Origin of the sequence: Streptomyces similanensis (assembly GCF_039543625.1) — a bacterium.
Classification (GTDB): Bacteria; Actinomycetota; Actinomycetes; order Streptomycetales; family Streptomycetaceae; genus Streptomyces; species Streptomyces similanensis.
On sequence record NZ_BAABKC010000007.1, the window covers coordinates 39,761 to 52,267 of the forward strand.

13 protein-coding genes are annotated in these 12,507 nt (G+C 68.8%); 7 read left to right on the forward strand and 6 right to left on the reverse strand.

Annotation, left to right across the window (positions count from 1 at the left end; translation table 11 throughout):
- The first annotated feature begins 40 nt into the window (after positions 1-40).
- From ABEB07_RS02520 to ABEB07_RS02540, 5 genes are all read left to right on the forward strand, one after another.
- Positions 41-1,519: an MFS transporter gene (locus ABEB07_RS02520; protein WP_425588937.1), complete on the forward strand. Its 1,479-nt coding sequence runs from the start codon at positions 41-43 to the stop codon at positions 1,517-1,519.
- Positions 1,520-1,602: 83 nt separating this feature from the next.
- The gene (locus ABEB07_RS02525) at positions 1,603-2,157 is read left to right on the forward strand and encodes an isochorismatase family protein (protein ID WP_345666802.1); all 555 of its coding nucleotides are present in this window, start codon (positions 1,603-1,605) and stop codon (positions 2,155-2,157) included.
- An 87-nt stretch (positions 2,158-2,244) separates the two neighbouring features.
- Entirely contained in the window at positions 2,245-2,868 is a 624-nt protein-coding gene (locus ABEB07_RS02530; RefSeq protein ID WP_345666803.1) for a hypothetical protein, read from the forward strand.
- A 146-nt stretch (positions 2,869-3,014) separates the two neighbouring features.
- On the forward strand, positions 3,015-3,788 hold the full coding sequence (locus tag ABEB07_RS02535; RefSeq protein ID WP_345666804.1) for a glycosyltransferase family 2 protein: 774 nt from the start codon (positions 3,015-3,017) through the stop codon (positions 3,786-3,788).
- 563 nt (positions 3,789-4,351) lie between these two features.
- The gene (locus ABEB07_RS02540) at positions 4,352-4,627 is read left to right on the forward strand and encodes a hypothetical protein (protein ID WP_176146599.1); all 276 of its coding nucleotides are present in this window, start codon (positions 4,352-4,354) and stop codon (positions 4,625-4,627) included.
- A 429-nt stretch (positions 4,628-5,056) separates the two neighbouring features.
- On the opposite strand, the gene ABEB07_RS02545 is transcribed toward ABEB07_RS02540, so the two are convergent.
- The 3 genes from ABEB07_RS02545 to ABEB07_RS02555 all read right to left on the reverse strand — a co-directional run bounded on the left by ABEB07_RS02545 (position 5,057) and on the right by ABEB07_RS02555 (position 8,350).
- On the reverse strand, positions 5,057-6,226 hold the full coding sequence (locus ABEB07_RS02545) for a hypothetical protein (protein ID WP_345666805.1): 1,170 nt from the start codon (positions 6,224-6,226) through the stop codon (positions 5,057-5,059).
- Between the two features lie 141 nt (positions 6,227-6,367).
- Positions 6,368-7,069 (reverse strand): carbon-nitrogen hydrolase family protein, encoded by a 702-nt coding sequence (locus ABEB07_RS02550; protein WP_345666806.1) that lies wholly within the window; start codon positions 7,067-7,069, stop codon positions 6,368-6,370.
- Between the two features lie 342 nt (positions 7,070-7,411).
- The gene (locus tag ABEB07_RS02555; RefSeq protein WP_345666807.1) at positions 7,412-8,350 is read right to left on the reverse strand and encodes an alpha/beta fold hydrolase; all 939 of its coding nucleotides are present in this window, start codon (positions 8,348-8,350) and stop codon (positions 7,412-7,414) included.
- A 217-nt stretch (positions 8,351-8,567) separates the two neighbouring features.
- Here ABEB07_RS02555 and ABEB07_RS02560 point away from each other — a divergent pair, with 217 nt between their 5' ends.
- Positions 8,568-9,152, forward strand: a complete 585-nt coding sequence (locus ABEB07_RS02560) for a TetR/AcrR family transcriptional regulator (RefSeq protein ID WP_345666809.1) — start codon at positions 8,568-8,570, stop codon at positions 9,150-9,152.
- A 406-nt stretch (positions 9,153-9,558) separates the two neighbouring features.
- Here the strand turns inward: ABEB07_RS02560 and ABEB07_RS02565 are convergent, their stop codons facing one another.
- Complete coding sequence (locus ABEB07_RS02565; RefSeq protein ID WP_164587450.1) at positions 9,559-9,921, reverse strand: peptidase inhibitor family I36 protein; 363 nt, start codon at positions 9,919-9,921, stop codon at positions 9,559-9,561.
- Between the two features lie 152 nt (positions 9,922-10,073).
- Between ABEB07_RS02565 and ABEB07_RS02570 the strand changes: the two genes are divergently transcribed.
- Positions 10,074-11,078: an ArsR/SmtB family transcription factor gene (locus tag ABEB07_RS02570; protein WP_345666811.1), complete on the forward strand. Its 1,005-nt coding sequence runs from the start codon at positions 10,074-10,076 to the stop codon at positions 11,076-11,078.
- A gap of 265 nt (positions 11,079-11,343) precedes the next feature.
- On the opposite strand, the gene ABEB07_RS02575 is transcribed toward ABEB07_RS02570, so the two are convergent.
- Positions 11,344-11,673 (reverse strand): chaplin, encoded by a 330-nt coding sequence (locus ABEB07_RS02575; protein ID WP_176146606.1) that lies wholly within the window; start codon positions 11,671-11,673, stop codon positions 11,344-11,346.
- A 243-nt stretch (positions 11,674-11,916) separates the two neighbouring features.
- The gene (locus ABEB07_RS02580; RefSeq protein WP_345666812.1) at positions 11,917-12,378 is read right to left on the reverse strand and encodes an SRPBCC family protein; all 462 of its coding nucleotides are present in this window, start codon (positions 12,376-12,378) and stop codon (positions 11,917-11,919) included.
- Between the last annotated feature and the right edge of the window lie 129 nt (positions 12,379-12,507).

The window sequence follows — 12,507 nt, forward strand, 5'->3', positions numbered from 1 at the left end:
GCACTGTTCCAGTTCGGAGTTAGGCCCTACCTTGCTGCCGGTGACCAACGACCCCCGAGAACCCGCAGAGTCTCCTCCCGCCCCCGGACTCTTCTCCCGTACGTATCTGGCTGCCACGGCGAGTTTCGCTGCGGTGATGTTCCTGACCGGGTTCGCGGCGCTGGCGGTGATGCCGTTGCTGCCGGTGGCCGCTCGGGACCTCGACGGAGTCGGCCTTTACCCGCTGGTGGCAGGGGCGTTCGTGGCGGCCAGCCTGCTCGGCGGTGTACTGGGCGGGGCATGGGCGGATCGCAGCGGGGCCCGGCGACCCCTGACAGCCGGGGTGATCCTGTCCGTCGCGACGCTTCTCGTCTCCGCAACCAGCACCACCATCTGGCAACTGGGCCTGGGACGCTTCACCGACGGTATCGCGGCGGGCCTGGTGGCGGTGTCCGTCAACGCCGCCATCGGGCAGTCCTACCCGGAACACCTGCGCGCCCGCGTCCTGTCCCTCATGAGTGCCTGCTGGATCGTCCCGTCACTGGCCGGTCCCCCGCTCGCCGGGTTGGTGGCCGCATGGTGGTCATGGCATGCGGTGTTCTTCGGCCTCGCGGGGCTCACCCTGATCCCTGCGGCGGCCGCGGTACTGCTCCTTCGCGGACAGCCGGGACAGCCAGGACAGCCAGGAGCATCGCAGCAGCTTGAGCGCCCCGGGGCATCCGTGCGGCGGCCCGCCTTGCCCGCCGCAGTGGCGGTGAGCGTGGCCGCGGCGCTCACCCAGTACGGCGTCACCGCCTGGAACGTACGTCACGCGGTGTGCGTGTCGGCCGGTGTGGTGCTGCTCGTGGCGTTCGCCCCGCGGCTGCTGCCAGCGCACACCTGGCGAGCCGGCGGCGGACTGCCCGCCACTGTGCTCCTGCGGGCTCTGACCTCTGGCGCGTACTTCACGCTGGAAGCCTTCGTCCCCCTGATGCTCAGCACGGCGCGCCATGTGCCGGGCATGGTGACGGGGTTCGGGTTCACCGGGGCGGCACTCGCCTGGGCCGGAGCCTCCTGGGTGCAGGGCCGCCTCCACAACCGGGTACCGCGGCACCGGCTTGTAGCCGTCGGTGCCGCGATCATGGCGGCCGCGGTGGCGGTGGCGGCCCTGTGCACCATCCCGGCGGTGCCTGCGGCCGTAGCGGTGTCCTCGATGGCGATGGCCGCCGTCGGCATGGGGCTCGCGACGCCGTCACTCACCCTGCTGTCCCTGGCGCACACTTCAGCCGACAAGCAGGGCTACGCGAGCGGCGCGATGCAGACCTCGCAGAACCTCGGCCAGACCCTGGTCCTGGCCGTGACGTCGGCTTTGTTCACGACACTCTCAGCGGCGTCGACCAGCCGGCTCCCCGCGTTCGCCGGCGCGTTCGTGCTGCTGATCCTTCCGATCGTGGGAACCGCCTGTCTGGCAGGCCGGACGCGCATCGTGGCCGCAGACCGACAACGCGCCTCGGGGCCGTCCGCCGCTGCGGCCAACGCCCAAGTCAGCGAGGGAACGTGAGGGCCGAGGCTGCCACCGTACGCACAACGACGCCGGTTCACGATCGGTGGCCGCGGGCAGAGGGCCACCGCTACGGTAGGCCGATGCCACCGACGCCGCACCGCTCCGCGCTCCTCGTCATCGACATGCAGGACGACGTGATGCCCATCATGCACCGCCCTGACCGAACCGTCCGTACCATCGCGGATCTGAGCTTCCGGGCGCGTACTTCGAGCGTTCCCGTCATCACCGTGCGACAGCAAGGCGGCGGCGACGTCCTGCCCGAACTGGCGCCGCAGGGCGGGGAACCGGTGGTGACGAAGACCTCCGCGGACGCCTTCTTGAACACCGACCTCGACGAGACGCTGATCCGGCTCGGCGTGACCGAGCTCCTGGTCACCGGTTTCGCCACGGAGAACTGCGTGGAGACGACCGCCCGCCAGGCCCTCAGCCACGGCTACGACCTGGTACTGGTGGCGGACGGACACACCACATCCGTCCGCCCCCAGCCGACGGACTTCGTCCCGCCCGATCAGTCGATCGCCCATCACAACGAGATCTACCGGCACATCGACTTTCCTGATCGCAGCGTTCGAGTCCTGCCGGCCACAGAGGTCGACTTCATGGCACCTCAGTCAGCGCAACGCCGCGTCTCATAGGTAGGCCCCTCAAGCTCCACTCTCGCTCGACGCCCCGTTGTCGATCCCGGACCGGATCATGTCGGTGGCTGGTGACAGAATCGGGGAGTGCTGATCAAGGGATACGATGTCGGCCCGTTGGTGCCGGGCGAGTCGCTGCTGGACCGTCCGGGCTTCTGGTCGAACTACCTCTTGGAGATGTGCAGCGACGGGGGATGCGCCGAGCGTCCGGCTCCGGAGTGGTTCGGTGAAGACGGGGCCGATGTCGATGCCCTGTCCGAGGTCCTCTTCGATCCTGAACGCTGGCCAGTGTTCAGGGCGCCGGCGGAAGGCGGCCCCGGAGCCGTGGTGATCTACCGCAACCTTGATGGCGACTACGGCATCGACTACCTCCTCACCCATCCAGGCACAAGCTACGCCGAGCAGGTCGCCAGCCGGGACGGAGATTTCTCGGGCACTGGGCTGACATGGCGCGAACTGATCCGGATGGCTGACAGTCCGTCCCTTGCGGACGACGGCGTACAGGACACGGCCACCCGCTTCCTGCTGCTGCTTCCCCTCCTCACCGACTCGGAAGTCCCGGAAACAGCATCGGCAAGGCTTGTCGCCGCCTTGGCCGTAGTCGGCGCGCCGCAAGACACTGCCTCCATCGCGGCAGAGCATCTGCTGACCCACCTCACGAGGAGACCCCTACACGACCCCGCGTGGGCGTCTCCCCTGAGCAACAGCTGAGAGGCGGGCCCAACCGCTGACCACACCCGTGGAACGATCCTGGTTCGGCGGCGGACCGGATCAAGCGACAACAACATCCATGGAAGCTCCTGCTCGATCGCAGTGCTTGAATGGACCGTCGTTCTGACTGAGCAAGGAGAAGCGCAGTGCCTCTGGTGTCGGTCGTGATGCCCGTTTACAACTCGGCAGCTACGCTCGGCGTAGCCGTCCGGTCGGTGCTCGCCCAGACCCACAGCGACTTGGAGCTGCTGGTCACCGACGACCAGTCGACCGATGGCTCCATGGACCTGCTGAGGGAGTTCGCCCGGCAGGACAAGCGCGTCCTGCCGGAATCGGCACCCGAGCGAGGCGGGGCCGGCCGGGCACGCAACCTCGCTCTTCAAAGGGCCCGGGGGGACTACATCGCCTTCCTCGACAGCGACGACATGTGGTTGCCGGAGAAGACCGAGCGGCAGATCGAGTTCGCGGCGTCCGGTAGCGCGCCGCTCACGTTCACCTCGTACTTCAAGATGGACGCCGACTACGACGGTGAGAGCACCGACTTCATTCCGAACGGGCGCGTCATCCGTGCGCGGGAACACGTGGACTACCGCGCGATGCTGGTCCGGGACCACATCGGCGCGCTCACCGCCATGTACGACCGCACCGTCCTGGGCACGAGACTGATGCCGGAGATGCGCAAACGGCAGGACTACGCTCTGTGGCTGTCGATCATGCGCGACGGCGCTGACGCCCGGGGCCTTCCCGAGCCGCTTGCCGTGTACAGAGCGCATCAGGCGGGATCGCTGTCCTCCAACAAACTGTCGCTCATCCCGTACAACTGGGAGCTGTACCGCGAGCACGAAGGACTGTCGGCACCGCGGGCGGCGCGGGCGCTGGCCGGCGCCGTGTGGCAGTCACTACGCAACTCGCGGATCTAGCCCGCCGCGGGTCCTCCCGGCCAGACATCCCCTCGTGGGGTCTACGAGGCAGCCGGCCCTGCGGCGCCCTCACTGTCCAGGACGGGGAACGGCGTGTATTTCGCGCCGGCGCTCCCACCGTGCCGTGTCGCCTGGCCTGTTCGGCGCGAAGGACCGTACCCCTTCGCTCTCCACTGTGACGCCGACCTGGACCGCAGGGCGGGCCTCCGCGACGCCTCTGGTCACCCACAGGGCTCATCGGTCGCCACGGCGGGCATCGGGCCGCAGTCGCCCTGACTCGCATCGAGCAGCGGGGCAGGCAGCAGCCTAGGCGGCGCTGCGCTGCCGGGGTGCGCAAGCCGGGGGGATACGAGCACGGCTGACGGAAGTGGCCGGAAGAGCGAGCTGACAAAGGGCCGTTTCCTGATGTTGTGCTTACGGTGGGCAAAGGTAAGGTCAAGAGGTGTCAATCGCTTGGTCTTCGGTCCATGGCGGTCGGCCATGCGCAGGACGAAGTCTCACCTCGGGCTTTCCGGCACCGGCTCGGAGGCCCACCGGAACCCAACTGACCGGCAGGAGACGTCATGAGCAACGCGACGACACACCGCTCGCGGACCGAGGAACTGTCCGAGACCGGCGCGCCGTTCGAGCTGAGCACCGTGCCGATCGACCCCAAGGTGATAGCGAAGCTCGCCGAGGTCAGGGTGCCGACCCCCCAGTCGGTCCTCCTCGGATGGGTGGACGTGCCTCCCGGCGATCCCCGCGGGGCGACCAACCACGCGGTCTACCTCACTCCGGGTGGCTATGCCTACCGGGTCACGACGTACTTCGGCGAGTACCGGAGTGGCGCCCCGAGTTGACGCTCTGCCAGGGTGAGACCCCGTGTGGGGCACCGCTCAACAAGCGGTACGCCACCCCGGCCGCATCCGGGCCGTCACCCGAATTCGGGTAACAGCCGGCAACCACCTCGCCCCCTGTCCACGGCCTCGGGCAGACACAGGACCCGCGCCTCCGACATCGGAGGCCCCGAGAGGGTGCGATCGGCGCAGCACCCGGTCCGACCGTGTCCGGCCCAGGACTTCGACCGGCAGGCCGGACAGCGGGCGGGCGATGCCTGGTCGTTGGTCCGGGGTTCCTTCGACTGATGCGCAGTGAGCGCGGATCGAGCCGTTACTCCGGACCGGACATTGAAGCGGGGTGGCCGGTGGCGTGCCCATCGACTGGTGATCGACGCGAACTGATGCCCCGTCGTTCACCGTGCCCGGCGACAGTCCCGTCCACGGAGCTCGTTAGTCGGCGGACGGTTCGAGCATCGGCTCGAAGGCGGACTCGTCGTTGTCGAGAACATCGGGGAGGAATCCGTCGCGGACGGTGCGGGCGGCGGCGGTAAGCAGGCGGTCCAGGACTTGGCGGTCGGTCGCCGGGGGAAGTCGCAGTGCGGCGAGGAGGCGGTTGCGGACAGCGGGGTGGTCCGGGTGGTCGTCCAGGTACTCGGAGTTGAGGGCCGGGGGCCGGACACCGGCCAGGGCGTCGTGCCAGGACGGCAGGACGATGGCGAGGGTCAGGGCTTCGGCGAGAGATTCAGCGATGAGGAAGGCCCTGCCCTCGGAGTCGGTGTAGAGGACGGGGCGTGGGCCGTCGGGGACGGCCGGGCCGCAGAGGTAGTGGGTACCGCCCGCGTTGCAGCCGGCGATCGGCTCCACCGGGAGAGCGTTGGGCAGGGCTATCGACTCGATCGGATCGGTGCGGGCAAGGTCGAACTCGCCGTCGCAGGAGAGGTAGGAGGCGACCTCGGGGTACGTGGCGATCCTTCGGAGCAGTGCGCTCTCCGAGAGGGCGGCCGGATTGAGGGCCACGGCGACTGCGGGGGTGAGGGGGTGTCCGGCGAGGACGTGGCGGACGGCGTCGAGGGGCACGGGGCGTTCGTAGTAGTCCTCGAACCACTCCTGAACGGCCTCAGGGGAGCGATCCGTCAGGAGGTGGAACAGGTAGCCGGAGCCGTCCGGGTCTCCGCTGCCCTCTGGGAAGGCGATGGCCGAGCCGGTGCGCCAGACGGTGTCGCCGGTCGCCTGCCACAGGCAGGCGGTGACCCGAGGGACGTCGATGCCCTCGTCTTGGAAGGCGGGCTCGTCCAGGAGCGGGCGCAGCGTCGCGGGCACCTCGTCGATGACACCGGGCCAGACCTGCTCGTCGTCCGTACCGTACGGACTCATCTCCGACTCGTGGTCGAAGCCGCGTATGAGCACCCCGGCCGGAGTGAAAAGGACGGCGAATTCGTCACCGGAGCCGTTCTCCATCAGGGCCACCTCGACACCGGGGCTCCAGGTGGCGTCGAAGGTGTACTGGGAGAACCGCGGATCGTCACCGATCGCCGCGTCCAGGGCGGCCAGCGCACGCAAGTGGGCACGGAGTTGGGTTGGGGTGGGGAGAAGGGCGGCGATCTCATGCACGGTAGTCATGGCGCCATGAAAGCAGCCACCCCTGACAATCGATGAGCGGTGCCTACGGTTCCGCTCGGCCGCGTTTCGCCCGGAGCTAGCCGTCATGGCTCTCCCACCGCAAGGACGGCTATCCCCCACGTCGGCGATGAACACCCCCGATCAGGGTTCGCTCTTGCTGAAGACCGCCCGCACGACATCGTCCGGGGCACCGCTCGCCTCAGCGATCAGCTTCCCGTCGGCCGACCAGATCCCCGAGCGGCCCGACGTCCGGTCGAACCCGCCGCCCGTCGGGCCCGCGAAGGCTGCCGTGGCAACCCACACATCATGGTCCGCGGCGACTCGCAGGGCGCGCTCGCCATGAACGTCGGCCTCGTCATCGGCGTGGACCACCCCTGCAACGTAGCCATCGATACCCAACGCCGCTGTTTTCGCAGCGTGCTCGGGGATCCCGGTGTCACGGCAGATGGCGAGCCCCAGCCGCCAGCCGTCCACTTCGGTCACGGCTGCTTCCCCGGGCACGAAGCGGGCAGCCTCGCTGTGATGCAGCCAGACTTTCCCATAGGCCACGCGCGCGCCTTCTGCGTCCACAGCCAGGACACCGATCCGCGGACCCGGCACGGGCGCACCGACCAGGGCGAGCGTACCCATCTCGGCACACGCGGCAATGATCGCGGTCAGCCGTTCATCGTCCGGGGAGACCGGCGCCGCGTCCAGTTCGTATCCCGTCAGCGACATCTCGGGGAAGACCACCACCCGCGCGTTCGCCGCCCGAACTGCCTGTGCGTGGGCCGCCGCGTTGGCCGTCACGTCGTATGCCACACACCGCGGTTGCGCTACCGCGATGCTCAACTGCCGCTCCACCCTGGCATCCCCCCTTGAACCACAAGATCACCCGGCCCAGCGGCCGAAGAGCCGACTCGCGGCCGGCGCTGCGAGCACCCGACAACCGTCGCGGTCCAAGCCCTCATTCTGCTGGGACGATCCGATCGCTACAACAGCCGCCGGCACCCCACTCAGCACACCTGTCCGCGCGGCCCCGTAGTTGCTGCAGGATGGTCCGCTCCCCTCGCCCGCGGGGAGTTGCTACTCGGGCCCGACCAGCGAGTCCCCGCGCAAGCGGAGGTGAACCGGCCGCAAAGCCCGCGACAGACGAGAACGGGAGCTGATGAGTCATTGCTCTCCCTGGCTCTTCGAAGCCAGGTGTCAGTGATCGTCGGCGATGAAGTTTTCTATCGCGGCAGCGACGGCTTCGGGCTGCTCGTCGGGGATGAAGTGGCCGGCGTCGGGCACGATGACGCGGGTGGTGTTGTCGGCCCATGGGCTGAGGGAGGCGGCCATGTCCGGAATGGAGCCGTGGCTGCTGGAGATTCCGAGGATGGGCACGGTCAGGCGTCGTGACGTGAGCGCCTCGCGGTTCTTGCGCGCCGACTCTCCGGCGTCCCGGTAGTACGCGAGGGAAGCGCGCAGTCCGCCGTCTGCGGCGACTGCCGCCGCGTAGTGGTCGAGCTCGGCGTCGTCGAACGTGTCGGGAGAGAGGGCTTTCATCTTGAGGAACCAGCCGACGTAGTCGCGTTCGCGGCCCGCGAGCAGCGTCTCGGGCAGGTCGGGCACCATGTGGAACGCGAAATGCCAGGTTTTCCACGCTCGATCCGGGTCGGTGGGAATCGCCTCCGGGAGAGTGATCCCGGGGATTCCGGCGTCGAGCAGGGCGACGCGGTGCAGGTGGCTCTCGAAGTTGAGGGCGAGGGAGAAAGCGACCCAGGCGCCGATGTCGTGGGCGATCAGGGAGTAGGCCGACACTCCGAGAGCCTTGACCGCGGTGTGGACGTGCGCGGCGACCGCGTGCGTGTCGTAGTCGCGCTCAGGACGCTCGGAGTGGCCCTGACCCGGCAGGTCGATCGCGATGACGTGGAACCGGTGGGCGAGGCCGGGCATCACCTTTCGCCAGGCCCACCAGGTCTGCGGGAATCCGGCGAGCAGGACGACGGCCGGGCCGCTCGGCCGTCCGCCTTCGACGGCATGAAGGCGGACGCCGTCCGCGTCGACCCAGCGGTGAGTGAATCCGGCCAGATGCTGCAGGGGAAGGTCGCGGATGGGGTTGTTTTCGCAGACGTGCGCGGTGCTGGTTGCTGAGCCGGTCACGGTGTTCCTCCGTCGGTGTCCGGTGTGCGGCTGGGGCGATGTGGCTGACGACGGTGGCTGCGACCGCGTGGTGTGTCTCTCGCGCGATCGCGAAAGGGCGCGGTGTGCTCGGCCATGGCCACGTTGGAAAGGCTACACGTCTTGAACCGATCGGTCCAAGATAGAATGGGGTGCAACACAGTCCGGACCATCGACGCATTGGCAAGGGAAGTGCCGCGTGGCAGGCAAGAAGCAGTTCGACATGGACACGGTGCTCGACGCCGCGATGATCCAGTTCTGGCGCGCCGGCTACGCCGACACCTCATTGGACGATCTGTCCCGGGCGACCGGCCTGAACCGCAGTTCCATCTACTCCTCGCTCGGCGACAAGGACACGCTCTTCCTGCGCTGCCTGGACCTCTACGCCACGCGCTACGGCGAGAAGTACGACGCCGCCCTGGCGTGTGCGGCCTCGGATCCCGTCGCCGCCGTCCGTGCGTTCTTCGACGTCACCCTCAAGCGCATCGCCGATCCCGACACACCTGATGGATGCCTGGTCGCCCAGTCGGCCATGGCCATTCCCGTGCTGAGTCCGAGCGCCGCGGCACACGCCAAGAAGGCGCTCGGCGCCCAGCGCCTGCGCCTGCGCGCCGCGCTCACCGCCGGCCGACTGACCGACCAGGACGCCGAGGCCTTCGCCGTACACGCGGCGGCTGTGAACCAGTCGCTCGCCGTCATGAGCAGAGCCGGGGCGAGCCCGGCGCAGCTCCTGGCCGTCGTCGGCGTGACCGTTGACGCGCTGTCGCAGGTGCCGCGCCCGTAACAGATCCGGCACCCCCGTCGGACACGGCCTGGCCAAGCTGATCGCGGTCGGCGACTTCACTGGCTGGCACCGGTCTCTCGTGCGGCCTCCAGGGGCCGGGAACCACAGGGGGATTCACCCGGCGTCCGCGGGCCACCACGAACTTCATGCATCAGCCAGGCCGGCCAACCGAACCAGGGCCCGGCCAAACCTCTCGCCGACACACCGATGGATGTCGTCCGGGCTCTGCAGGCGCTGGCTGGTGAGTAGGTGGCACAGGCCCGTGCGGTGGTGGAGAGCGGGGTGGCTCTGCACCAGTGACCGCACCATCGTGCGGTCCGCGGAACGAATCTCGTACTCCAGCAGCCCGTGCCGATCGTGCCCGTCGGCCTGCCCGGCCGACGGGCACTGGTCCTGCATCGCCGGCTCAGCAGTTCCAGCTGTGCGACCCGATGTAGTAGTTGCCGGCGAGCCTGGCATGCTCCCCCTTGTCGACGCAGCCGCCGATCGGGCTCACCTTGCCCGTGTACCGGTAGATCGTCACGCCCCTGCCCGAGGTGCCGTTGTTGAAGAGCGACTTCGGATACGTACTGGAGGCCCAGGAGCATTCGTTGTACCAGTTCGATGAATCGCCCTGCCACTGGCACCGGCTGCCGGTCCCGTCGAAGTTGGTGTAGGCGCAGAAGTAGCCGGACGGACAGCTCCACGCAGTGGGCGCCGCGCCGGCAGGCGTCGCGACGGCGGCCGTCAGCCCTCCGACCGCCAGGGCGACGGCTGCCAGAGAACTCAAGGCACGTGAGCGGATACGCATGATTCCTCCCGTGTGTATCCCGTTGCGGACGGGATGCCTGACAAGTACCGGAAGAAGCCTGTCGCGGGCCGGGCAACCCGGGCAACGTCTTCCCAGAGAGGTGGGAAGACGGAAACGGAAAGGCACTGGCCATGCTTCGGATTCACTTCACCAGCGACGATCTGGCGCGTATCCGGCTCGCTTCGGCCCCCGACCCGCTGTGGGAGGTGCTGCTCAGCTCGTTCCGGCTGAGGCGTCCGAGCGGGGCGGCGTACTTCGGCGACTGGCGGCGGGCGGTCGCTCCGAAACTGGCGCCTTCGGCGCGGGTGCTGAGCGTTCTCGCGCCCCCGGCCGGTTACGCCGTGGACTTCCTGACACCGGTGGGTGTCGAGCCGTCGCTGGCTGCGGGCCTGGAGGCCCTGCGGCGGACGCCGCGTACGCGACTGCGCAACGACCTGGCGGAACTGCACGACCGTCACCCCGGCCGTCCGCTGCCCGCCTGGGCACACGCTCTGACACACGGCGATCCGCGAGCACTGACCACGGTGGTCGGCGCGGTCACCGCCTATTTCGCGACGGCGCTCGAACCGTACTGGCCGCAGGTGCGGCGCCAAGTGGATCGTGACCACGAATGGCGCACCCGCGCCCTCGACACGACCGGGTGGGAAGCCGTACTCGCCACCCTGCACCCGTCCGCGACCTGGCGATACCCTGTGCTCGAACTCGCCTTCCCCGCAGACCACGACATCCATCTCGACGGCCGCGGGCTGACGTTGCAGCCGTCGTTCTTCTGCTGGGGTGCGCCCACGACGTTCCTGGACACGGCTCTGTCACCGGTCCTGGTGTTTCCGGTGGAGCGCAGCCTCGACTGGTCGGCACCGGCGCACGCCCCTCGGCACCAGGCTGTGGCCGCGCTGTTGGGGAAGACCCGGGCACGCGTTCTGGAGGCGGTGGCAACGGCGCCGTGCACGACGACGCAACTCGCCGAACGCGCGAGTGTGCCCATTCAGACGGCCAGCCATCAGGCCGCGGTGTTGCGCGAGGCGAATCTGATCCATAGTCGGCGTCACCGCAACACCGTGGTCCACACCGCCACATCCCTGGGGATGGCGCTCCTTCACGGGGACATGGCTCTGCCACCCTTCTTTCCGCAATAGTTCCGCCGTTCCGCCGTCGTGTTCCGGACCAAGGTGTTCCACCGCGCCCGCGGCAGGGCCGCGTGCCCCTCTCGCTCCGGCCAGGTGCACTGCCATGAGCTGTCGAGCGAACTGGAGCACACCCGCGATGCGGCGCGGAGGACATGGTCATCGCAGGATCACCGGACCGTGTGCAGCCCTGGTGCCGGCTCATCGTCCGACAACAGGGCTGCGTCGCTCTGCGACGGGTCAGGTCCCGCCGGCGCCGGCGCGAGACGGGCGTGGACTACTTCCGCATGCCCATGCCGCCGCCGTGGTGCATCGAGCCGTGCCGGCCCATGTACCCCTCGTGCCAAGCGCGGCCGCCCCAGTTGTCCGATCCGTTGGAACAGCTGTTGCCGAACGCCGGGTTGAGCAGACCAATGACGTTGACGCTGTTGCCACAGGCGTTGACCGGGACGTGCACCGGCGCCTGGACCACGTTGCCGGACAGCACGCCCGGCGAGCCCACCGCGGCACCCCGAGCGCCGGCGTCGGCGAAGGCGGCACTCGCGCCGGCCAGGACCGTACCGCCGACCGCCACCGCGATCGCCGCACTCTTCAGCACACGAGACATGAGACTTCCCTTACTGCTCGCACAGCCCCCACGCGCGCTGGTGGAGGCAAGGAGCTGCTCGCTCCTCATGGTTCATACGGAGCCTCGCCAGCCGGGGATGGGCCGCCGGCCTCTACTTCACCCGTCCGGACCATGCGGCGAACTGTGCGGCCCGCCGAGACCTGCACGGCAGATCCGGGGGGCCGTCGAGCGCGACATCGGAGCGCCTGCGGGGTGCCGGCCGGGCGACGCAGGACGGATCTCCTATGCGACGGTGCGGGCAAGGATTCCGAGGGTGGCACGCAGACCGGCCTTCGGAATCACCGGAAAGACGCCTGCCTCACGGTACTTGTCGTCGATCTGGCTCCAGTCGTAGTACGAAGTGACGAGCGTGCCCGTCTCGCCGGGTTCGAGGCGGTACCCGTACAGGTGGCGGATGGGCGGCTGGATGGTGCCGGAGATCGTCCATTCCAGGAGCGCGTCGTGTTCATAACGCGTGATGATCACGGTTACGTCGTAGCGGCCCATGGGGAGGTCTCCGAGAGCCTCCCGGTCCATGTGGACGAGGAACTGGTCCCCCACCGCACTCACGGGATCGCCCTCTGCGGACTGCAGCATCCCCGAGCTGTCGATGGCCACGTGGCCCTTTGGGGATCGCAGCACATCGAAGATCGCGGATGGGGATGCGGCAATCCGTCGCGTGACTTCAAAACGATCCGTCGTCATGCCTCATCGTTACATGCTCGCTCCGGCCGACCCGCGGTGGGGGAATCCGGTACGCACCATGGCCACCAGGGCCGGTCCCGCGCTCATCCCCTTCAGCGGCTCCAGCGTCGGTCACACTCCGCTGCGACG

Excerpts from the sequence above, each read along its gene's own strand:
- ABEB07_RS02545 (WP_345666805.1), bottom strand. The coding sequence starts at position 6,226 with ATGACTACCGTGCATGAGATCGCCGCCCTTCTCCCCACCCCAACCCAA.
- ABEB07_RS02580 (WP_345666812.1), bottom strand. The coding sequence starts at position 12,378 with ATGACGACGGATCGTTTTGAAGTCACGCGACGGATTGCCGCATCCCCA.
- ABEB07_RS02525 (WP_345666802.1), top strand. The coding sequence starts at position 1,603 with ATGCCACCGACGCCGCACCGCTCCGCGCTCCTCGTCATCGACATGCAG.
- ABEB07_RS02575 (WP_176146606.1), bottom strand. The coding sequence starts at position 11,673 with ATGTCTCGTGTGCTGAAGAGTGCGGCGATCGCGGTGGCGGTCGGCGGT.
- ABEB07_RS02540 (WP_176146599.1), top strand. The coding sequence starts at position 4,352 with ATGAGCAACGCGACGACACACCGCTCGCGGACCGAGGAACTGTCCGAG.
- ABEB07_RS02570 (WP_345666811.1), top strand. The coding sequence starts at position 10,074 with ATGCTTCGGATTCACTTCACCAGCGACGATCTGGCGCGTATCCGGCTC.